The following is a 20,439-nucleotide window of genomic DNA, read 5'->3' on the forward strand; positions in this document are numbered from 1 at the left end:
GAAGTTCTACCATACTCAGACTGTGTATATTTTTGTCTAACAGATGAGATATCCTTCTCTATCCATCTTTGTATAGAAAAAACATAAGAATGCTGGAGAATTGCTTTCTTATCCCATATGACTGATAAGCTATTATCAGGCAATTATATCATTCTGGTCTTGAAGAACGACATAGCATGCGCATCTTATTAACTGGTGGTTGTGGGTTTATCGGGTCTGCCGTTATTCGCCACATCATACACAATACCTCACATTCTGTCCTGAATGTTGACTGCATGACCTATGCAGCCTCACCTGAAACAGTTGAGGACGCTCCAGAGAGCGAACGCTATACGTTCTCACAGACCAACATCACAGATACACCTGCGTTGGAACAGTTGTTCAACAGCTTTAAACCAGATGCAGTTATGCATTTGGCGGCGGAAAGTCATGTTGATCGCTCCATTGATGGGCCTGGGGTCTTTATCCAGACAAATGTAGTGGGCACATACTCCATGCTGGAGGCCGCCCGCAAATACTGGATGACACTGGATAAGGAAGCGCAACAAGCCTTCCGTTTCCACCACATTTCTACAGATGAAGTGTTTGGTGCGCTTGGTCCCAATGATCCGCCATTCACCGAAACAACGCCTTATGACCCGCGCAGCCCGTATTCTGCCAGCAAAGCCTCTTCCGATCACTTGGTTCGGGCATGGTATCACACTTTTGGGCTGCCCACTTTTGTCACCAACACGACAAATAACTACGGTATCTGGCATTTCCCTGAAAAACTGATCCCGCTGATCACCATCAACGCCATTGAGGGCAAGGAACTGCCCGTATATGGCAAGGGCGACAATGTGCGGGATTGGCTCTTTGTGGAAGACCACGCCGAAGCCTTGGTGAAAGCTGTTGAAAAAGGCAAACCGGGCGAAACCTACGCTATTGGCGCACGCCAACCGCGTACCAATCTGGAAGTTGTGCAGACAATCTGCCGCATTCTGGATGAGCTTTGCCCCGATGCAGCAGGCCCGCGTGAACGGCTGATCCGTTATGTAACAGATCGCCCCGGACATGATTTCCGTTACGAAATTGACCCTTCCCACGCCGAGCAGGCGCTGGACTGGAAAGCCAAGCATAATTTTGAAGCCGGCATCCGCCGCACTGTCCAGTGGTATCTGGACAACCGCACATGGTGGGAAAACATTCGCGCCCGCCGCTATACAGGCCAGAGACTGGGAACCACTGCTCCATGACTCACAAACCTGCTACTCCTACCCCCATGAAGGGCATTCTACTGGCGGGCGGATCCGGCACGCGCCTTTACCCCATGACACTGGCCGCCAGCAAACAGTTGCTGCCCGTTTATGATAAGCCAATGGTCTATTATCCGCTTTCCACGCTCATGCTGGCAGGCATCAAGGATATCATGATCATCAGCACCCCGCTGGATCTGCCACAGTTTAAGCGCCTGCTGGGTGATGGTTCTCAGTTTGGTGTAAACTTTGAATATCGCGTCCAACCTTCACCCGATGGTATTCCACAGGCTTTCCTGATTGCTGAAGACTGGTTGCAAGGTGCACCTTGCGCATTGGCGCTAGGTGATAACCTGATTTTTGCTGATCACCTTAGCGCTTCCCTTCAGAAAGCAGCCGCACGCCCTCAAGGTGCAACTGTTTTTGCGTATCAGGTACGTGACCCCGAGCGGTATGGCGTTGTTTCCTTTGATGAAACAGACCGTGCGCTTGATATTGTAGAAAAGCCCACTAATCCACCTTCAAACTGGGCCGTAACTGGCCTGTATTTCTATGATAACCGCGTGCTGGATTTTGCCAAAAAGGTGAAACCTTCTGCACGTGGTGAATTAGAAATTACAGATCTGAACCGTTTTTATCTGGAAGATGGCAACCTGCAAGTTGAGCGTCTGGGACGTGGTTGCGCATGGTTGGATGCCGGTATTCCCGACAGCCTGCTAGAAGCCAGCCAGTTTGTGCACACCATTCAGGCCCGACAGGGCATGCTTGTAGGTTCTCCGGCAGAAGTGGCCTTCCGTATGGGATATATTTCTGCAGATCATCTTAAAGAGCATGCCAAGCGCATGGGCAAAACAGAACTGGGCCGGGTGCTGTTTAACTTGGCCTCATCTGAAGGAGCAGGCCGTTAAGGCTTGCTGTGTTCTTTTCCCGTAGCAACGCAGGAGTTTCCCGCGCATGAAATCCGAACGCCTTGCCATTCCCGATGTTATTCTGATGACGCCACCACGATTTGGTGACAATCGTGGGTTCTTTTCAGAAACCTACAATATCGAACGCATGCGTGAAGCAGGCATTACGGAACCTTTTGTGCAGGATAACCAAAGCCTTTCCCGCCAGAAAGGTGTTATCCGCGGCCTGCATTGCCAGCTTGATCCGTTTGCACAGGGCAAATTAGTGCGCTGCACGCGTGGTGCTATCTGGGATGTTGCCGTAGATGCCCGCACAGGCTCCCCCACTTATGGCAAATGGGTTGCGGCCGAACTGTCCGAAGAAAATTGGTCTCAGCTCTGGATTCCACCGGGCTTCCTGCACGGCTTCTGCACTCTGACTGAAAATGCAGAAGTGCAATACAAATGCACCGCTCTTTACAGCAAAGCATCTGAACGTGCCGTTATCTGGAACAGCACAGAACTTGGCATAGATTGGCCTGTTAAGGCCGAGGACGCTGTATTGTCTGAAAAAGACTTGCTGGCCCCAGAGTTTTCAGCTGCCAAAGGGTGGTTTCAGTATGCGGGGAAAGAAGGCTGAACATGAGCATTCTGTCTGAAACTGGTGGCCCTGTTCTGGTAACTGGCGGAAAAGGCCAGCTTGCAACATCTCTGGTAAATCTTGGGGGGCCGCGTATCCATTGTGTTGGCCGCCCGGATTTTGACTTTGACCGCCCTGAATCACTGAAGACAACGCTAGACGCCATTAAACCTGTTGCTGTGGTAAATGCCGCAGCATGGACAGCTGTTGATCTGGCAGAAAGCGAACCCGAAGCCGCTGCCCGAGCCAACACAACAGGGCCAGAACTGCTGGCACAGCTGTGTGCAGAACGTGGCATTCCCTTTATCCATGTTTCCACAGATTATGTGTTTGCTGGAGACAAGAGCACGCCGTATGTGGAAACAGACCCAGTTTCCCCCCAGACTGTTTACGGCAGCACTAAAGCTGAAGGGGAACAACGCATTTTGGCAGCAGACCCACGCAGCATTATTCTGCGCACTTCTTGGGTTTATTCAGCGCACGGCAAAAACTTTGTGCGCACAATGCTGAATGCTGGTGCCAAAAACCCAGCCTTGAAAGTTGTGGGGGATCAGCGCGGCAACCCTACCTGTTCCGATGATCTGGCACAGGCCATTCTTTCCATCTTGGCCACTATTGAAAAAACCGGCTGGAAAGATGAATACGCAGGCATTTACCATGCCTGTGGCACTGGTGAAACAACATGGCATGGTCTGGCAGAAGCAGCGCTGCAAAAGGCGTCTGAATATGGCCAAGCCAAACCCACCATTACAGCCATCCGCACAGAAGATTGGCCAACACCCGCCAAACGTCCGGCAGACTCTCGCATGGATAACAGTAAACTTGCGCGCGTTTTTGGCATTCAAATGCCGCAATGGCAGGAAAGCGTGGATAAAGTGGTGCACCACATCTTCTCTGCCCCATCTTCCTGACACTTCTTACGGGGAATAGGCGGCCCCAAAGAGGTTATCTTTATCAATATCCGCCTAGCAGAACGCAGAAGTGAACAGTTAGGTGCAAACACCAAACGTGCAACACGGAATGGCCCCTCCCCAACATCAGGAACCCATTCCTGTTGCCGTTTTACTTTCCGTTTACAATGGTGCTACTTTTTTAAATGACCTGTTAACATCCCTCAAACAGCAAACGCATACAAACTGGGTTCTGCTGTGGCGAGATGATGGGTCTACAGATGCAAGCATAGATTACATGCAGCAGTTTGCGCTGGATGTTGGTATTCAACGTTGCAGGCAAATTACTTCCCCCCACACACATATGGGAGTCGTGCGTTCTTACGCCACACTTCTGCAAGATACCCCGGAAGGCTACTTTGTTGCCTTTTGTGATCAAGATGACGTCTGGTTTCCCGATAAACTGGAACGTGGGCTTAAAGCCCTGGCAGTCACGCAAAAACCTGCACTTTATTGTTCCCGGCAGCGCCTGACAGACACCAAATTGCGCCCAATCAGCATTTCACCGCCGTTACCGCCAAACCCGTGCTTTCAAATGGCATTAACGCAAAATATTGCTACGGGCTGCACCATTATGCTTTCCCCGCCCGCGGTCCATCTCTTACAAGACAGCCTTTCCCCGCCAAAGCATATTTTGCATGATTGGTGGGCTTATCTGGCTGTTACTGGTGCAGATGGCATAGTGATTACAGACAATCAGCCAACACTGTTTTATCGCCAGCATGAAAATAATGCTGTAGGGGCACCTGCTTTATTTATGCAACGCGCATTAGCTGCTCTGCGGCGTGGGCCTTGGCAATTTATGTCCATTTTTCGGGATAATCTGGCATATCTTGCCAAACAAACTTATCTTTCAGCACCCAATAGCCATGTTGTAGATGCGTTACAGAAAGTGCTGTCACAATTAGGTTTAATAGGAAGATGGCGCAGATGGTGTATGCTAAAACACTCGCCTAAACTGCGTAGATATACTTGGCCAGAACAGATTATTTTCAGGCTGTGGTTTCTTCTGGGCTGAATGAATATCTGATATTTTTAAGGCGGCTCTGCGGCCTCCCCTCACCATACTGCACATAAATAACGCATTATGAGCAAAATTATGTGCGCAATATCTGCATTTTCTCTGCATATTCCTTAACAAAACCATCGTCCGGTGCTTCTGCTATAAAGCTGTTCACGATAGATTACCGCTACAGTTAAAACCGAATCATTCTCATCAATCACCCGCAAACACATTTCCGACATGCAGGAAATGTGTTTCGGCTTCTGGAGTCAGGATCAACACCCTTGGCGCGCATAAGCCCTACGCAATCCGATCAGTATCCCCCATCCTCACACAAAAGCACGTTGCGTTTGCGCCTAGAGGAAGGTGGTGGGCTGGCGCTATGCGTTCTGGCCTGCGCTTTATTGGCTGCGCTTGTCAGCTATAATCCCAATGATCCATCCTTCAATACAGCAACAGGCCAACCACCTACCAACCTGTTAGGTATAAGCGGAGCCTTTTTTGCCGATACGCTGTTACAGGGCGTAGGGCTGGCGGCGATTCTGCCTGCATTGATTTTGATTGCGTGGGGCTGGCGGTTTATGAGCCACCGGCTACTGGGCCACGAATCTTGGCCTGTATTTGCCATGCGTGTTGTAGCCATTTTGTGCCTGCTGCCCGTTTCTGGCGCGCTGCTGGCCGCTATTCCCCTGCTCTTTACAGCTTTACCTGCCATTAACTGGCCAACCCAAGCTGGCATTGGCGGGGGCATTGGCCATTCCATCGCTCAAACATCTATTGCTGCGGGTATGGCGGCCATTGGCCCAGCCGGTGGCATGGTGCTGTGGCTGCTTGGGCTGCTACTGGCTTTTCTGCTGATGGCTTTAGCCACGGGCCTACGGCGAGAGGAGTGGTTTGCCATCTGGCGCGTAACACTTATGTTGCTTCGCTTGCCGGGAAAACTTGGGGTGCGCTTCGTGCGTTACTATGCCAGCCGCAAACCCCAGACAGATACCTATACCCCTACGGAAACGGCTGATTTTTATAAGAACCGACCTCAGGCATCCTCACAGTCTCTCTTTTCTCATGATGAGCCAGAAGTAGAGGATATCCCCCGCGCGGCACCAATATCTACACCAGCATCTTCCGGCACAGCTTTAGTGCTGCATCATGAAGAAGACAGCAAAAAACCTATGGCATCTTCTTCCATGGAATTGGCACATCATACGCCTGATCCAGCGCCTACAGCCACGCCGGCCCCAGTTGTCACACAAGCGCCCCCTCCGCCGCCAGCAGCAGAAAAACCAGCCAAATCTGGCCTTCTGGGCCGCCTGTTTTCTGGCAGTGCAAATCAGGAAAGCAGTGCAAGCGCTACGGTGCGTGCTGGTGTCACTGTACGTAAAGGTGGTTGGGAACTGCCGTCTCTCGGCCTTCTCAAACCCGCTCCAGCCAATACACGCACGGGCCCTTCCCCAGAAGCACTGCATGCCACGGCACGCCTTCTGGAACAGGTACTGGCCGATTACGGTGTGCAGGGCAAAATTGTGGGCATGAGCGCAGGCCCTGTTGTGACGCTCTATGAACTGGAGCCTGCACCGGGCATTCGCTCTGCCCGCATTATTGGTCTTTCAGACGATGTGGCACGCTCTCTTTCTGTGCTGAGTGTGCGTATTGCCACTGTGCCGGGCCGCAACGTGATGGGCATTGAAGTGCCTAACCAAACGCGTGAGACAGTTTATCTTTCCGAGCTCCTCAATCAGCCCACATGGCGGGATGAGCCAGGCCAGCTTCCTTTGGCTCTGGGTAAAGATATTTCTGGTGAACCGGTATTTAGTGATCTGGCGCGTATGCCGCACCTGCTAGTAGCTGGCACCACGGGTTCGGGTAAATCCGTTGGTGTTAACGCCATGATTCTTTCGCTGCTTTATCGGCTTTCCCCCGATGAATGCCGCCTGATCATGATTGACCCCAAGGTGCTGGAACTTTCCATCTATGATGGCATTCCGCATCTGCTCACACCGGTGGTGACAGAACCGCCAAAAGCCGTAAACGCCCTTAAATGGGTAGTGCGCGAAATGGACCGCCGTTATCGCACCATGGCGCACATGCAGGTGCGTAACATTGCTGGGTATAATGCCCGTGCAGCAGAGGCCCGTGCCGATGGTGAAGTGGTTGTACGCCGCGTGCAGACAGGGTTTGACCCCGAAACCGGTAACCCGGTTTTTGAGGAACAATCTGTTACGCTAGACCCCATGCCCTATATCGTCGTGATTATTGACGAAATGGCTGACCTGATGATGACGGCCGGGAAAGAAATTGATGCCTGCGTGCAGCGTCTGGCCCAAAAAGCCCGTGCTGCTGGTATTCACGTTATTATGGCCACGCAGCGCCCCTCTGTGGATGTGATTACCGGCACCATTAAAGCCAACTTCCCCACCCGTATCTCCTTCCAGGTTATCAGCAAGTTTGATAGCCGCACCATTTTGGGCGAACAGGGTGCTGAACAACTTTTGGGCCAGGGTGATATGCTGTTCATGCAAGGTGGCGGCCGCATCACCCGCGTGCACGGTCCGTTTGTGGCTGATAGCGAAGTGGAACAGGTTGTTAACTTCCTGAAGGAACAGGGAGAACCTGTTTACGATGATGACGTGCTGGCAGAACCTGTGGATGAAACAGCATCCTCCAACAGTGGTTCTGGCCGTTCTGGAGGCGGTGATAACGGCGAATCAGAAATGTATGATGAAGCCGTTTCTATTGTGACTACTGAAGGCAAAGCTTCCACCTCCTTCATTCAGCGCAAGCTTTCCATCGGCTATAACCGTGCAGCAAAGCTGATTGAGCAGATGGAAAAAGAAGGCATTATCAGCCGGGCAGACCATGTTGGCCGCCGCAAGGTACTGGTTGGCGCCAATAGGGAGGACTAAACATTTCTGCCCACCTGCCCCCTATCCTTTATCAGGATCATCATCTGGTTATCCTGAACAAGCCAGCAGGCCTGCCTGTACATGCAGGCCCTGCCGGTGGCCCAAGCGTTGAAGACTGGTTTCCCCTACTTTCTCGCCGCAAGGATGGACCTTGGCTGGCTCATCGGCTGGATACCGATACATCAGGCTGCTTGGCCATTGCCTTACGCAAACAGCCTCTTTTGGCTTTGCAGCAAGCCTTTGCCACTAAAACAGCACAAAAAACCTACTGGGCAGTTGTACAAACCGGCCCACAGGCAGAGACTGGCCGCATAGACCTACCACTTGAAAAACAGTCCTCTAAAAAGGGCTGGCGCATGATGGCATCTCCTTCTGGCGCAGCAGCTGCTACACGCTGGAAGGTTCTTGGCCGCAGTAAGGATTTATGCTGGCTGGAACTCACCCTTGAAACAGGGCGCACACATCAGGCCCGTGTACATTGCGCCGCCATGAACTGGCCTATTGTGGGTGATCCTCTTTACGGCACTCCGCACCCAGATGGATTGCACCTTCTGGCCAGAAGTTTGATCCTGCCATTTTCTCCACCCATTACAGCAATTGCGCCCCCAAGATCTGGTATGAAAGCGGCTTTGCAAGCGTGTGGGTGGGCACCTGACAGAGAAACCAAACTTTAGAAGAAGAGGCGTTTATTTTCTTTTTTGCGGCCATGCTTTTACAATTTCCTCATGTAAAAGCTGCCGCTTTTTACGGATGATTTCCGCATCAAATTTGCGGGCTTGCTGGTACCCTGCAACAGACATTTGGCTACGTTTTTGCGGATCATTCATAAGATCCCGCAAGATATCTGCCAAAGCAGGCACATCATCCGGGTTAGCATATACCCCGGCAGTTCCAACCACTTCTGGCAAACCACCATGGGGGGAAGCAACCACTGCAGCCCCCATACCCATGGCCTCCAATGCCACCATACCAAAAGGTTCTGGCCAACGGCTGGGTATCACCACAATGGCCGCCCGCCCCATGGCTTCCAGCACTTTATGATGAGGCTGATATCCAGCCATTGCCACATGGGCTGCCTGCGCTTGCACACGCAACTGCTTTAAAAAAGGCGTTTGCGGAGAATCCGGGCCAAATCTGTCTGCACCAATAATTTCAGCACGCCATGCTAGATGGGAAGGCAAGACCTCAGCACACGCAGCCACAAAGGAATCCACGCCTTTATCCGCTACAACACGGCCTGCAAACAGCAACAGATTCTCGCGCGTTGAAGGAGCCTCAGGCAGAACTGAAAAGTCCAGACAATTGGGCAACACATCTACATCTGCTGCTGTATCTGAACTGTTAAAGCGCTTTCGCACCCATTCAGATACAGCAACCACCGCCACCTTGCGGGCCAGTATTTTTCGTTCTGCTGCTGTGCGTGCCTTTTTCATGCCGCTTGGATCATTATGCAGCACCAAAGAAACAGGAAGATTTGGGAAACGCTTGCGCAGCCCCAATGCAATATCCGGCCGATTATGAACTTCAACAAGTTCCGGCTGAAGCTGCCGAATTTTTTTGGCCACCCCAGCAATATATCGGCCTATCCGCCCCAATGGGTGCAAAACGGAAGGCACAGGCTGAAAAGCAACGCCCTGAAAACTTGGAACAGACAGAGATGACCCTATAACGGTTTCACCTTCTAACGCTGTGCGGTGCACCAATAACGCAATGGCCCCGGCCTGTTGCGGTGCAAATCTTTCTCGGGGAGGTAAAACTGTTAGAATCCGTAAGGCGTGCGCCATTTTACCCCTCCGGCATCATACGCTCTGTGGTGCATACTGCAGAACGTCACACCGTATCAGGGGATGGATTCATACATATCCAGCTGCCACTCTGCTGGTTCATCCGCTGCCTCTTGATACCATTCCTGCATTAGTGGGTGCTGACGCACGGCATCCATATACGCGCGGGCAACATCAGATAGTCCCGTTACACCGTAGGATAGAAAGCGGCAGACAATCGGGGCAAACATGGCATCTGCATTCCCAAAAGATGCACCAAACAGATATGGACCATCAACCCCGTAACGGGTTCTGGCATCTGTCCAAATCGCATCAATCCGGGAGATATCCTTCAGCACATCTTCCGCCAGAGGCTCAGCCAAGGGGCGGGCATCTCGGCCCAGATTCATAGGCAGAGCAGAACGCACACCACGAAAGCCGGAATGCATTTCGGCTGATATGGAGCGCGCTATCGCACGTTCACATCGTTCGGATGGCCAAAGAGCAGGTTGATATTCTGCGCAGTATTCCGCAATTGAAAGCGAATCCCACACCACCGCACCTTCATGCGCCAGATACGGCACGCACCCGTTGGGGGACAGTGTTTTCAGCACTGTGGTTTTGCCACCACCTGCCAATGGCACAACGTCTATATCAACATTCAGCTGCGCCAGCTTGACCATAAGCCAGCCCCGTAAAGACCACGAAGAATACCGCTGTGTACCAATAACAAGCCGACCATCAGCCATCATTCGTGCCCTTTACCTAAGAGTTTACGCTGGAACAGTTTCTTCCATACGGCGGATAAACCCACCACCCAGAATACGTGTGCCCTGATAGAATACACAGGCCTGCCCGGGTGCGGGCATGGCTGGTTCTTCCAGATACACCATGGCGCCATCTGGTGTGGGCACCACGCGGGCAGCCCGAGGCTCCTCACGCGCGCGCATTTGCACACGGCACACTAAGCCTTCTGGCGGTGCATCTACCAGCCAGTTCACATCCCGCACAGAAAGCGCTGTAACAAAGGATTTTTCCCGCGGGCCAATAATCACGCGCCTGCGGCCTGGTTCTACACCAACCACCATCTGGCGTTCGCCATTCAGGCGCGCGGCATTCCCCAGCCTTTTGCTTTGCCCCACGGTAAACCGCATAACGCCTTCGTGCTGCCCTACAATCTGCCCCTGCTGGTCCACAATTTCACCGGGACCTGCCATTTCGGGATGCATTTTTTCCACCAGATCCACGTAGGAGCCATCGCTTACAAAGCACAGGTCCTGACTATCGGGCTTGCCTGCAACCACCAGACCAAAGCGCTCGGCTTCTTTTCTGACGGCTGCCTTGTCTGGCATATCGCCCAGTGGAAAACGCAAAAACTCAAGCTGATCCCGCGTGGTGGCAAACAAAAACCAGCTCTGATCCCGGTCTTCATCACATGGGCGGTGCAGTTCTGCACCATCTGGCCCTTCTACGCGGCGGACGTAATGGCCTGTTGCCATGGCATCTGCGCCAATTTCACGCGCAAGGCCCAGCAAATCTGTAAACTTCACGCCCTGATTACACGCCACACAGGGCACTGGCGTTTCACCTGATGCATAAGCATCCGCAAAACGCTCTATAACGCTATCCTTAAAGCGGCGTTCCGCATCAATAACGTAATGCGGAAAGCCCAGAAGATCCGCCACTGCGCGGGCATCACGAATATCCTGCCCCGCACAGCACGCACCTTTTTTTGCAGCCCCGCGCGAATCGTAAAGCTGCAAGGTAGCACCCACAACTTCATGCCCTTCCTCCAGAAGGCGGGCAGCTACAACAGAGCTATCCACCCCACCAGACATGGCAACAAGTATACGCATGAGCGCTATATCCTTTTAAAAACGGCTTCAGGCCTTGCTGGGCAGGCGTACAACCAAACCATCCAGCGCTTCTGTCATGACAATCTGGCAACCCAAGCGAGATGTCTTTTCCAGCCCGAAAGCCAGATCCAGCATATCTTCTTCATCATCCGTAGGGGCTGCCAGCTTGGGTGCCCAAGTTGGGTCTACAATCACATGGCATGTTGCACAGGCCAAAGAACCTTCACATGCGCCTTCAAGGTCAATGCCGTGCTTATGGGCAATTTCCAGCACGGAAAGGCCAACCGGCGCATCCACTTTGTGTTCTGTTCCGTCCTGTTCAACAAATGTCATCTGGGGCATTGGTTTCCATCCTGCCAAAGGCTGTTTCATTGCGGCATGTGGGGGTATGGCGTTCTGTTGGGCTGCAACCTGGTAACTTACGTTACACTGCGCACCCGCAAGACAGCCTGCGCCAAATTGTCTGCCGCGCGTTCTGCTTCGGCGGCTGAGGTAAAACGTCCGGGAGACAGACGCAAGCTTCTTCCCGCTTCTTCTCTATTCAATCCCATTGCTTCCAGCACATAAGATGGGGCCAGTTCTGCCGAAGAACAGGCCGAACCCAAAGAAACAGCCAGATCAGGCATAACCGCCACAACATCCAGCGCAGGAACCTCTGCGGGCAAACGCAGATTAAAAATACCCGGCAAACGTGGGGCTGATGCTGCATTAACCTCACACCCCGGCAATACGGCATCCAGCTTATTTAGAAAAACGCGCTGTAACATGGATAAATGCTCAAAGCCGGTATCCAGCTCCTGCTTTGCAATCTGGCAGGCTTCGCCAAACGCAGCCACCAGAAAACCGGGGACAGTGCCAGAACGCACACCACGTTCCTGCCCTCCGCCAGAAAACAGCGCTGCCAAACGCACCCGTGGCCGACGCCGCACAAACAATGCCCCAGCACCTTTGGGGCCATACAGCTTGTGGCTGGAAACAGAAGCCAGAGCCAAACCCCAAGCGTGCACATCTACAGGAATTTTTCCCGCGGCTTGTGCCAGATCAGAATGCAGTAAAGCGCCTGCCTCATTCACCAAACGGCCCAGAACAGACATATCTTGCAGCACGCCTGTTTCATTATTAGCGGCCATAATGGAAACAAGGGCTGTGGGCACTTTTAACGCCTCTTGCAACACAGATGGATCAAGCAGGCCGTTAGTATCCACTGGTAGCACAACAGGTTCAAACCCTTCCTGCGCCAGATCCCGCACGCTTTCCAGAACACATTTGTGCTCTGTTGCTACAGTTATAATGCGTTTACGCGGGCTACCCTGTCCGGCCAAGTGGCGCGCAGCCCCTTTAATGGCCAGATTATTGGCTTCTGTAGCGCCCGATGTAAAAATGATTTCCTTGGCATCTGCCGCTATCAAGCTGGCAACCTGATGACGTGCATGGGCCACCCTGTCTGCCGCGCGCATTCCGGCTTCATGCGTTGTGCTATGGGGGTTACCATTTTCATGGTCCAGAACGTCCAGCAATACTGCACGTACACGCGGATCACACGGTGTGGTGGCTGCATGATCAAAATAAATGGATGAAGCCATGCCCGAAATTACACCACAGAATCCACAAGCCCAATAGATGCCGAGCTTTGTGCCATACGAGTGTAAGACTCGATAAAGCGGGCAACATCCTGCTCTGTCACATTCCACGGCAAGGAAACACGTAAAGCTTGCCCGGCCAGATCTCCTGCCCCCATGGCTTCCAACACGTGTGAAAACGCCACTTTACCGGAAGAACAGGCAGAACCGGCCGAAACACAAATACCGTCCAGATCCAGCCGCATGAGTTGCGCCTGTGCGCGCTTGCCCGGCAATGCCAGAGAGGTGGTATTACTCAACCGTGGCACGTCTGCCCCAAACACTTTTGCACCTGCAGCCACTGCCGCCTGTTCAACACTATTCCGCAACGGGGCCAGATCTCGTGGCTGTTCCAATGCAGCTCCCAAGGCTGCAGCCAGTCCTGCAATGGCAGGCAGCGGCGGTGTTCCGCCACGGCGGCCCTGCTCCTGCCCTCCGCCCTCAAATAGCGGCAACACACGCGCAGGTGCCGGACCACGCAGTAACAAAGCCCCTGCCCCTTTTGGCCCACCCATTTTGTGGCCTGAACATGCAAGACTATCGATTCCGCTGTTTTCAACAGAAAGTGGCAAACGTCCGGCAGCCTGCACGGCATCAACATGCAAATGCGCGCCATACTTCCGGCACAGCAAAACCACATCATCAATCGGGTGCAGGACACCTGTTTCATTATTGGCCAGCATCAAACACACAAAGGCGGGTGTTTTGTCCTGTGCCAGCACCTGTTCCAGCTTATCCAACTGCACCTGACCGTTGGTATCTACATCCAACCACGCCACTTGTGCATCTTCTGGCGCACCTTTGCGTACAGCATCGTGCTCTGTACGGCCGATCAGGAATCGGCGTCCTTGGCCGAGTCCCCTCATGGCCAGCACGTTAGCTTCTGTGCCGCCTGATGTAAAAATACAGTTTAGCGGCGCTACATCCAGATAACGTGCAACCGTATTACGGGCTTGCTCCAATAAAGCGCGGGCTTTGCGGCCTGCGCGATGCACGGAAGATGGATTTCCTGTTAAATCAGCAGTTTCCAGCAACGCATCCCGCGCTTGGGGGCGCAAGGGCTCTGTTGCATTGGCGTCCAGATAGACCACATCTGAACCACTGCTGTTTCTTTCTGTTCTGCTTGTCATGATGCCCCGAATCAGATCGCCTGCCACACAGACATGCCATACCCAAAAGGGCTAAAAACAGCCATTATAACGATTTATGTGGAAATCTTGGCACCACAGCCGCTATAGAAAGCCGCATGGTCAACACCACGAGGTGCAGCATGCCCCATCACGCTGGGAGAAAAGACTTCCCCCACGCATTACGATCTCCACGGAATCTTGGTGCATGATTATGCCTGTGTCTTCTCTCAGGTCAACGGCAGAAAACATCTTCTGCTATTTTCTCTACACATCAGAGACACCATATACCTGAAAGACCTTTCTTTTCCGTTTTCTCCCCACAAACGGAAAAGAAAGGTGTGTTGAACATTTAACTGCGCGGCCTCTGCCCCGCATGGCCTGATTAGGAACGTGGCATCGTTTTTAACCAGACCTGTTTACAGAACCCGGAAACGTCATGCCCACGGACGTTTTCCATGATCAAGCGGAACCCGAATGCCAGAGGTTATGTTTGCCGGCCCTGATGGTCGTCTTGAAGGGCGCTATCACCATTCAAACGAGCCCAACGCCCCGCTTGCCCTCGTGCTGCACCCTCACCCGCTGCACGGCGGCACCATGAACAACCGCATTACCTATGCGCTGTATCGCACGTTCGAAAAGATGGGCTTTTCCGTCATGCGTTACAATTCGCGCGGGGTTGGCCGTTCTCAGGGACGGTTTGATGGCGGTATTGGCGAAATTTCAGATGCTGCCGCAGCGCTAGACTGGATGCAGATGGTTAACCCCAATGCCAGCGGGCTGTGGATTGCCGGTTATTCTTTTGGTGCTTTTGTTGGCATGCAGTTGCTGATGCGCCGCCCGGAAATTACCGGCTGGATTAGCATTGCACCACCTGCCGCGCATTATGATTTCGGCTTTCTGGCACCTTGCCCCTGCGGCGGCCTGATGATTGCCGGCGGCAAGGATGACATGGCCCCAGAGCCTGCCATTCATAAACTGGTGGATAAGCTGAACACCCAAAAAGGTGTGACGGTTGATTACCGGGTTTTCCCCGAAGCAGATCATATCTTTGCCAAACAGGTAGATAAGATCACCAACGCGGTGGAAGACCACGTAACCAAGGCCATGGCGCATCACAATATGCCTTTGGCGGCAGACTAAAAAGCCGCTTTACTGCTGCCAGCCGCTTCTTATGGGCTGGCAGCAGATATATTTCCCTTAAAAACTTATCAGTCTTTCCGGCGTGGATGCGCCAGTTCTCGTACAACGCCATGTAGCGTGCGCAGTTCCTGCTCTGTTACTTCACCACGTGTAAAAAAGTGGCGGAGGTTACGCACCATACCGGGGCGCTTCTGCTCATTCCGCAGAAAACCGCAATCATCCAGCTCACGCTCCAGATGTTGCAGAAAGTTCTCCAGCTCCCCTTTGGTCGCCACATGGGTCTCATTCGTCATGAGTTCACGCGGGGGAGTCTGATCCTCAGCCATCCACCATTCATACGCCATGATCATGACGGCCTGCGCCAGATTAAGCGACATGAAAGCCGGGTTGAGCGGATAGCGAATAAGCGCATCAGCCCGCGCCATATCCTCATTATCAAGTCCAGCACGTTCGGGGCCAAACATCAGGCCCACTTTTAGCCCGCGGCCTGTTGCCGCGCGCAATTCCGCCGCACCACCTCGGGCCGTTAATACAGGCTTGATGATATGCCGCGGGCGTGGGCATGTTGCATACACATGGTGCAAGTCTGCCACAGCATCATCTACACTCTCATGCACTGTTGCAGCTTCCAGAATCCGGTCTGCCCCGGAAGAAGCACGCCATGCGCGTTCTTGCGGCCATCCATCCCGCGGGCTGACAAGCCGCAAATGAAAAAGGCCGCCATTGGCCATGGCGCGCGCTGTAGTGCCAATATTTTCCGCCATTTGCGGGCGCACCAGAATAACAACAGGCGTATTGCCTATTGGCTCCAGAGGGGCGCCCCCATCCCGACCGGTCATGCCCGCCTCCAGCTTGTGCCGTCTTTAGTATCTTCCAGCACAATGCCCTGAGCCTGAAGCTGATCACGCAGTGCGTCTGCCTTTGCAAAATCCCGCGCTTTGCGGGCCGCCAGACGTTCGTTAATCAAAGCTTCAATTGCCGCATCTTCATCAGAGGCATCGCCTTTGAACCACTGTTCGGGGTCACTCTGCAAAAGCCCCAGCATGCCTGCACCCGCTTTAAGGGCACCTGCGGCCTGTCTGTCTCCGGCCAGAGCCTGCGCTGCAAGAGCGTGCAGTTCTGCAATGGCTTTAGGTGTATTCAGATCATCCGCCAGAGCTTGCATCACGCCCTCCGGCACATCTGTTTCTGGCACAGGCCCAGCAGCAAGGGCACGGTAGAACCGATCCAGCGTTTTACGCGCTTCCTGCAAACCGGCCTGCGTATAATTCAGGGTGGAGCGATAATGTGCCCCCAACAGCAACAGCCGCAGAGCTTCTGCCGGAGCCTGTGCCAGCACATCCCTAATGGTGAGGAAGTTGCCCAAAGACTTGGACATTTTCTCACCCTCAACCAGCAGCATGGCATTATGCACCCAGTAATTGGCAAACTTGCCATGAGGGAAGCAGCACAGGCTCTGGGCACGTTCGTTTTCATGATGCGGGAACAGAAGGTCTGATCCACCACCATGAATATCAAAGCTATCTCCCAGGTAACGATGAGACATGGCAGAACATTCAATATGCCAGCCTGGTCGGCCACGGCCCCAAGGACTATCCCACCCTGGCTGGTCTGCGTCCGATGGTTTCCACAGCACAAAATCACCCGGCGCTTTTTTGTAGGGGGCAACCTCTACACGAGCCCCAGCTTCCAGCTCTTCTGGGTTGCGGCCAGAAAGTGCGCCATAGGACGGGAACGAACCGACCGAAAACAGCACATGTCCTTCGGCCTCATACGCGTGGCCGTTTTCAATCAGCCGCGCAATCATGGCCTGCATTTCACCAATATTATGCGTGGCCCGTGGCTCTATATCCGGCGGCAGCACATTCATGGATGCCAGATCTTGATGGAACTCTTCCGTGGTACGCTGGGTTAGAGAGCCAATATCCTCTCCATTCGCTCGGGCTCGTGCGGTAATCTTGTCATCAACATCTGTGATGTTCCGCACAAATGTCACGCGCGGATAAACATGCCGCAGCAGGCGCACCAGCACATCTGCCGTGAGCATGGCCCGCAAATTGCCAATATGGGCCAAGTCATACACTGTTGGTCCACAGTAATAGACTTTTACATGTGCCGGATCGATAGGCGTAAACGGCACCGTGGCACGACTTTGGCTATCGTGCAGGGATAGAACTGGGTGAGGAGGAAGATGAGAGTGCGGCATGCAGCCTAGATGCGCCAGCAGCGGTTTGGATGCAATATCCTGCGCCCCCAAAAAACCTTTCATCAACACAAAAACAGGTCTTGACGAGTGGGGGTGGTTTCAGCTTAATTCTGCCCCTGCGAAATACGCATCAGTGCCCTTATAGCTCAGTGGTAGAGCAACCGCCTTGTAAGCGGTAGGTCGTGGGTTCAAATCCTACTGGGGGCACCACTTTTTCTTACTGAAAAATTTGGCGGTAAATAGCAGGTAAGCGGTTTTACGCGGCCACCCATCCATCCTGCTTGAGCGCAACACCAGCCAGATACAAGCTGCCACAAATCAGCACTCTTGCACGCGGTTGTGGATTTTGGACTACCAATGCATCAAGCGCATCAACCAGCGTTGGCCCTACCTGAGCCTTTCCACCAGAAGCCTCCACAATAGCTTCTACCGGCAATGCCAAATGCTGCTGAGGCTCACAAATAGCCCAAACGCTAGACGCAAACGGCAGCACCGGGTTTAAAAAACCCGTGGCATCCTTGGTCTGCTTCATTCCCACCAGCACGTGCAGGGGCTGATCTTTCCAATGCGCCAGTTCCTGCGCCAGAGCATTGCCAGCACCGGGGTTATGGCCACCATCCAGCCAGAGCTCCCACCCCTCAGGCAGATGAGAGGCCAACTTGCCGTGAAGTTGCTGCATACGTGCAGGCCAGTTCACGCGGCTAATGCCCTGCCATGCCTGTTCTGGCACATACAGGCCGGAAACACGCAATGCTTCTACAGCAAGGCCTACATTTTCAACCTGCCACGGCCCCACCAATGCGGGCTGCGGCAATGTGAGTTCCCCGGCCTTATCTGTAAACGTCAGTTCAGCCGTGCTCGACTCCGCACCATTCTGCGGAGAAATCGACCATTCAACCCCACGCCGATAAAGCGGTGCACCCACCTTATCTGCCTGCGCTTGCAAAACCTTCATAACCGCTTCTGGCTGATTGCCTGTTATGGCAGGCACGCCCGGCTTGAAAATACCGGCTTTTTCTGCGGCAATAGCTTCCAGCGTGTCACCCAGAAACGCCTCGTGATCACGCGAGACTGAGGTGACAATACACGCAGCAGGTTTACGCAGCACATTGGTGGCATCGCACCGGCCACCCAGCCCTACTTCAATAATCGCCAAGTCAGCCGGATGACGGGAAAAAAGCAGAAAGCCAGCGGCTGTCAGAACTTCAAATACGGTAATGGGCGCGCCGTCATTCACCCGCTCAATTTCTTCCAGCGTGGCAACCAGTTCCGATTCGCTCACCAATTTACCGGCGATACGGAATCGCTCCGTCACATCCACCAGATGTGGGGATGTCATCACATGCACACGCCAGCCTGCGGCCTCACCAATAGCACGCAGAGTGGCGCACGTGCTGCCCTTCCCGTTTGTGCCAGCAACATGGATAACTGGGGGCAGCTTTTCTTCCGGGTGCCCCAACTTTGCCAGCAGTGCTTCCAACCGCCCCAAGGAAAGATCAATAAGTGCCGGATACAGGTTATTCAGCCGTTCCAACACCGCGCCTGTCCGGCCCGTGAATTCTGCTGTGGGGCTGGAAGCTGCTGCTTTTGTCATGAAAGGATTACTCTGCGGCGGCGGGAGCAGGTGCCTGCGGGCGCGGCGGCGGTGCTTTTACATCTGCTGGTGCGTGCATCAGCAGCCCGATCACACGGGCCAATGTTGCGGGCACATCCTTACGCTGCACCACCATATCCAGCATGCCGTGATCCAGCAGATATTCGGACCGCTGGAAGCCTTCTGGCAACTTTTCACGCACCGTATCCTGAATAACACGCGGCCCAGCAAAACCGATCAGCGCATTGGGTTCGGCCATCTGCACATCACCCAACATGGCAAAGGAGGCCGTAACGCCACCTGTGGTTGGGTTGGTAAGCACCACAATATAAGGCAGCCCGGCTTCTTTAAGCATTTCAACCGCTACAGTGGTACGAGGCATCTGCATCAGGCTGATAACGCCTTCCTGCATACGTGCGCCGCCAGAAGCGGTGAAGATAACCAGAGGAGCCTTTTGAAGAATGGCCAAACGCGCTGCGGCCACAAAGCGCTCACCAAACGCAGCCCCCATGGTGCCTGCCATGAATTCAAACGCCATGACGCCAACAACAGCCTGATGGCCGCCAATGGTGCCGTGGGCCACAATCAGCGATTCGTCTAGATGGCTTTTTGCGCGCGCATCCTTAAGGCGATCTGTATATTTTTTCTGATCGCGGAACCCTAGCGGATCAACCGGAGCAGAAGGCAGCTCAATACGGGTGAAATCCCCGTTATCAAACGTCCATTTCAGACGGTCCATAACCGGTGCACGCATGTGGTGCCCACAATGGGGGCACACATTCAATGCCTTGTGCAGCTCTTTGGTCAGAATCATCTGGCTGCATGAGTCACAGGTCGTCCACAGATTATCCGGCACATCCCGACGCAGCAGGCCGCGAATTTTGGGACGAACATATTCGGTGATCCAGCTCATTTTGAACCCTGTGACTGCACAATACAAATTGCAGGGACAAATATATGGCCCAGCACGCGTTGCATTACGCTGGCTGAACCTATCTGCCAAGTTTTATGAGAACCTACAGGCCAGATGCCCCTACGGAAAACAAGCCTGAAGCTTGCAGTTTACCCTTAAACTTCAGGCTACATTGAAGCTCTGATTACAGAGCGCCTTCAACCCATGCCTTCAACTGGCTTTTGGGCAGGGCACCCACTTTTTTATCTACAACCTTACCATCGCGCACCAGCATAAGCGTAGGAATGCTGCGCACCTGATACGCATTTGGTGTTTCTGGGTTATCATCAATATTCACTTTGGCAACGGTTACCTTACCGGCAAATTCCTTGCCAATTTCTTCCAGCGCTGGGCCAATCATCTTGCAAGGGCCGCACCATTCTGCCCAGAAATCTACCAGCACAAGGCCAGACGCCTTGAGAACATCTTTATCAAAGCTGGAATCGCTGACAGCAAGCGTGTGTTCACTCATTTTCTGGTTCCTTAAACTCTCCGGCACGCGCCTGCATGCCGTGAACTGCCTTTACCAATACAGGGTAACAAGCTGAAACGGCTTTCTAC

The 20,439-nt window shown here is 53.3% G+C and carries 19 protein-coding genes and 1 tRNA gene; 9 read left to right on the top strand and 11 right to left on the bottom strand.

The window, feature by feature from the left end:
• The first annotated feature begins 176 nt into the window (after positions 1 to 176).
• The 7 genes from rfbB (at position 177) to EOV40_RS12550 (ending at position 8,292) form a co-directional block, all read left to right on the top strand.
• Complete coding sequence (gene rfbB, locus EOV40_RS12520; RefSeq protein ID WP_128106130.1) at positions 177 to 1,235, top strand: dTDP-glucose 4,6-dehydratase; 1,059 nt, start codon at positions 177 to 179, stop codon at positions 1,233 to 1,235.
• Complete coding sequence (rfbA, locus tag EOV40_RS12525; RefSeq protein ID WP_128106131.1) at positions 1,232 to 2,143, top strand: glucose-1-phosphate thymidylyltransferase RfbA; 912 nt, start codon at positions 1,232 to 1,234, stop codon at positions 2,141 to 2,143. Before rfbB ends, rfbA begins: the two co-directional genes overlap by 4 nt.
• A 46-nt stretch (positions 2,144 to 2,189) precedes the next feature.
• Positions 2,190 to 2,762: a dTDP-4-dehydrorhamnose 3,5-epimerase gene (gene rfbC / locus EOV40_RS12530; RefSeq protein WP_128106132.1), complete on the top strand. Its 573-nt coding sequence runs from the start codon at positions 2,190 to 2,192 to the stop codon at positions 2,760 to 2,762.
• Between the two features lie 2 nt (positions 2,763 to 2,764).
• Positions 2,765 to 3,673: a dTDP-4-dehydrorhamnose reductase gene (gene rfbD, locus EOV40_RS12535; RefSeq protein ID WP_128106133.1), complete on the top strand. Its 909-nt coding sequence runs from the start codon at positions 2,765 to 2,767 to the stop codon at positions 3,671 to 3,673.
• Between the two features lie 82 nt (positions 3,674 to 3,755).
• The gene (locus tag EOV40_RS12540; protein ID WP_208729203.1) at positions 3,756 to 4,730 is read left to right on the top strand and encodes a glycosyltransferase; all 975 of its coding nucleotides are present in this window, start codon (positions 3,756 to 3,758) and stop codon (positions 4,728 to 4,730) included.
• Between the two features lie 236 nt (positions 4,731 to 4,966).
• Positions 4,967 to 7,618, top strand: coding sequence for an FtsK/SpoIIIE family DNA translocase (locus EOV40_RS12545; protein WP_208729205.1), 2,652 nt, complete (start codon positions 4,967 to 4,969; stop codon positions 7,616 to 7,618).
• Between the two features lie 53 nt (positions 7,619 to 7,671).
• Entirely contained in the window at positions 7,672 to 8,292 is a 621-nt protein-coding gene (locus EOV40_RS12550) for an RluA family pseudouridine synthase (RefSeq protein ID WP_208729345.1), read from the top strand.
• A gap of 12 nt (positions 8,293 to 8,304) precedes the next feature.
• Here EOV40_RS12550 and EOV40_RS12555 read toward each other — a convergent pair whose 3' ends face one another.
• From EOV40_RS12555 to EOV40_RS12580, 6 genes are all read right to left on the bottom strand, one after another.
• Positions 8,305 to 9,402, bottom strand: a complete 1,098-nt coding sequence (locus EOV40_RS12555) for a glycosyltransferase family 4 protein (RefSeq protein ID WP_128106137.1) — start codon at positions 9,400 to 9,402, stop codon at positions 8,305 to 8,307.
• Between the two features lie 56 nt (positions 9,403 to 9,458).
• Entirely contained in the window at positions 9,459 to 10,130 is a 672-nt protein-coding gene (locus EOV40_RS12560; RefSeq protein WP_167506901.1) for a glutathione S-transferase, read from the bottom strand.
• A gap of 24 nt (positions 10,131 to 10,154) precedes the next feature.
• Entirely contained in the window at positions 10,155 to 11,237 is a 1,083-nt protein-coding gene (gene mnmA / locus EOV40_RS12565) for a tRNA 2-thiouridine(34) synthase MnmA (protein ID WP_003623382.1), read from the bottom strand.
• Between the two features lie 27 nt (positions 11,238 to 11,264).
• Complete coding sequence (locus EOV40_RS12570) at positions 11,265 to 11,579, bottom strand: ferredoxin family 2Fe-2S iron-sulfur cluster binding protein (RefSeq protein WP_050818828.1); 315 nt, start codon at positions 11,577 to 11,579, stop codon at positions 11,265 to 11,267.
• Positions 11,580 to 11,656: 77 nt separating this feature from the next.
• The gene (locus tag EOV40_RS12575) at positions 11,657 to 12,820 is read right to left on the bottom strand and encodes a cysteine desulfurase family protein (RefSeq protein ID WP_128106139.1); all 1,164 of its coding nucleotides are present in this window, start codon (positions 12,818 to 12,820) and stop codon (positions 11,657 to 11,659) included.
• A gap of 8 nt (positions 12,821 to 12,828) precedes the next feature.
• Positions 12,829 to 14,013, bottom strand: a complete 1,185-nt coding sequence (locus EOV40_RS12580) for a cysteine desulfurase family protein (protein ID WP_128106140.1) — start codon at positions 14,011 to 14,013, stop codon at positions 12,829 to 12,831.
• A gap of 447 nt (positions 14,014 to 14,460) precedes the next feature.
• On the opposite strand from EOV40_RS12580, the gene EOV40_RS12585 reads away from it, so the two are divergent.
• The gene (locus EOV40_RS12585) at positions 14,461 to 15,126 is read left to right on the top strand and encodes an alpha/beta hydrolase (protein WP_003623374.1); all 666 of its coding nucleotides are present in this window, start codon (positions 14,461 to 14,463) and stop codon (positions 15,124 to 15,126) included.
• A gap of 68 nt (positions 15,127 to 15,194) precedes the next feature.
• On the opposite strand, the gene EOV40_RS12590 is transcribed toward EOV40_RS12585, so the two are convergent.
• Positions 15,195 to 15,965 (bottom strand): RNA methyltransferase, encoded by a 771-nt coding sequence (locus EOV40_RS12590; protein WP_128106141.1) that lies wholly within the window; start codon positions 15,963 to 15,965, stop codon positions 15,195 to 15,197.
• Entirely contained in the window at positions 15,962 to 17,395 is a 1,434-nt protein-coding gene (gene cysS / locus EOV40_RS12595) for a cysteine--tRNA ligase (RefSeq protein ID WP_087651639.1), read from the bottom strand. Before cysS ends, EOV40_RS12590 begins: the two co-directional genes overlap by 4 nt.
• 72 nt (positions 17,396 to 17,467) lie before the next feature.
• On the opposite strand from cysS, the gene EOV40_RS12600 reads away from it, so the two are divergent.
• A tRNA-Thr gene (locus EOV40_RS12600) sits at positions 17,468 to 17,542 on the top strand.
• Positions 17,543 to 17,588: 46 nt separating this feature from the next.
• On the opposite strand, the gene EOV40_RS12605 is transcribed toward EOV40_RS12600, so the two are convergent.
• The 3 genes from EOV40_RS12605 to trxA form a co-directional block, all read right to left on the bottom strand.
• Positions 17,589 to 18,926, bottom strand: coding sequence for a bifunctional folylpolyglutamate synthase/dihydrofolate synthase (locus EOV40_RS12605; protein ID WP_128106142.1), 1,338 nt, complete (start codon positions 18,924 to 18,926; stop codon positions 17,589 to 17,591).
• Positions 18,927 to 18,933: 7 nt separating this feature from the next.
• A complete protein-coding gene (gene accD, locus EOV40_RS12610; RefSeq protein WP_003623367.1) occupies positions 18,934 to 19,839 on the bottom strand; it encodes an acetyl-CoA carboxylase, carboxyltransferase subunit beta in 906 nt (301 codons plus the stop codon).
• Positions 19,840 to 20,023: 184 nt separating this feature from the next.
• Complete coding sequence (gene trxA / locus EOV40_RS12615) at positions 20,024 to 20,350, bottom strand: thioredoxin TrxA (RefSeq protein ID WP_003623364.1); 327 nt, start codon at positions 20,348 to 20,350, stop codon at positions 20,024 to 20,026.
• Between the last annotated feature and the right edge of the window lie 89 nt (positions 20,351 to 20,439).

Source organism: Acetobacter oryzoeni (assembly GCF_004014775.2).
In the GTDB taxonomy this organism is placed as follows: domain Bacteria; phylum Pseudomonadota; class Alphaproteobacteria; order Acetobacterales; family Acetobacteraceae; genus Acetobacter; species Acetobacter oryzoeni.

Bases quoted from the DNA above. Each gene is read 5' to 3' on its own strand.
- rfbB (WP_128106130.1), top strand. From the start codon at position 177: ATGCGCATCTTATTAACTGGTGGTTGTGGGTTTATCGGGTCTGCCGTT.
- rfbA (WP_128106131.1), top strand. From the start codon at position 1,232: ATGACTCACAAACCTGCTACTCCTACCCCCATGAAGGGCATTCTACTG.
- rfbC (WP_128106132.1), top strand. From the start codon at position 2,190: ATGAAATCCGAACGCCTTGCCATTCCCGATGTTATTCTGATGACGCCA.
- rfbD (WP_128106133.1), top strand. From the start codon at position 2,765: ATGAGCATTCTGTCTGAAACTGGTGGCCCTGTTCTGGTAACTGGCGGA.
- EOV40_RS12555 (WP_128106137.1), bottom strand. From the start codon at position 9,402: ATGGCGCACGCCTTACGGATTCTAACAGTTTTACCTCCCCGAGAAAGA.
- EOV40_RS12560 (WP_167506901.1), bottom strand. From the start codon at position 10,130: ATGGCTGATGGTCGGCTTGTTATTGGTACACAGCGGTATTCTTCGTGG.
- mnmA (WP_003623382.1), bottom strand. From the start codon at position 11,237: ATGCGTATACTTGTTGCCATGTCTGGTGGGGTGGATAGCTCTGTTGTA.
- EOV40_RS12570 (WP_050818828.1), bottom strand. From the start codon at position 11,579: ATGCCCCAGATGACATTTGTTGAACAGGACGGAACAGAACACAAAGTG.
- EOV40_RS12575 (WP_128106139.1), bottom strand. From the start codon at position 12,820: ATGGCTTCATCCATTTATTTTGATCATGCAGCCACCACACCGTGTGAT.
- EOV40_RS12585 (WP_003623374.1), top strand. From the start codon at position 14,461: ATGCCAGAGGTTATGTTTGCCGGCCCTGATGGTCGTCTTGAAGGGCGC.
- EOV40_RS12590 (WP_128106141.1), bottom strand. From the start codon at position 15,965: ATGACCGGTCGGGATGGGGGCGCCCCTCTGGAGCCAATAGGCAATACG.
- cysS (WP_087651639.1), bottom strand. From the start codon at position 17,395: ATGAAAGGTTTTTTGGGGGCGCAGGATATTGCATCCAAACCGCTGCTG.
- EOV40_RS12605 (WP_128106142.1), bottom strand. From the start codon at position 18,926: ATGACAAAAGCAGCAGCTTCCAGCCCCACAGCAGAATTCACGGGCCGG.
- accD (WP_003623367.1), bottom strand. From the start codon at position 19,839: ATGAGCTGGATCACCGAATATGTTCGTCCCAAAATTCGCGGCCTGCTG.
- trxA (WP_003623364.1), bottom strand. From the start codon at position 20,350: ATGAGTGAACACACGCTTGCTGTCAGCGATTCCAGCTTTGATAAAGAT.